Origin of the sequence: Bifidobacterium xylocopae (genome assembly GCF_003315615.1) — a bacterium.
Taxonomy (GTDB): domain Bacteria; phylum Actinomycetota; class Actinomycetes; order Actinomycetales; family Bifidobacteriaceae; genus Bombiscardovia; species Bombiscardovia xylocopae.
In genome coordinates this window covers 1-453 of sequence record NZ_PDCH01000061.1, presented here as the reverse complement: position 1 = coordinate 453, position 453 = coordinate 1, and the positions used below count along the sequence as shown (strand labels likewise).

General features: G+C 56.1%; 1 protein-coding gene. It reads left to right on the top strand.

Annotated features, from left to right (window positions below):
• On the top strand, positions 1 to 342 hold a 342-nt coding region (locus tag CRD59_RS08250; protein WP_236632799.1), incomplete at its 5' end, for a hypothetical protein.
• Positions 343 to 453: the final 111 nt, after the last annotated feature.

Below are 453 nucleotides of genomic sequence, written 5' to 3'. Positions count from 1 at the left end.
TGCATGCAACACACGAATATCTTCATGAGGAGTGTCATGCAGTGTGTGATAAATTACGTTGTCTTGATGTATCTATTTTTTTTTTCAAGGCAGCAGACGGCAACCGATCTCCGCCTCGGTCTCGTGGGCTCGGATATGTGTATAAGAGGCAGGCTGCGCATCGCCCATATCGACGCCAAGCCGGTGGCCCATGTGACCGCCGAATCCAACATCGTCGAGGAACTGGTAGGTGATACGGCGCCGCGCGTGGACGGATGGGTCCCGTCCACGCGCGGCGCCGTATCACCTACCAGTTCCTCGACTGCCTCGTATACACAACAGACGCCGCCGCCGAAGGCCTAGGTGTAGATCTAGGATGTCGCCGGGCCACTTACAAAGTAAGCAGAGAACACCCTCCGAGCCACGTCACGAGCTCTGGACACAAGTACACGATGCTCACCTCTGTGCGCGTAT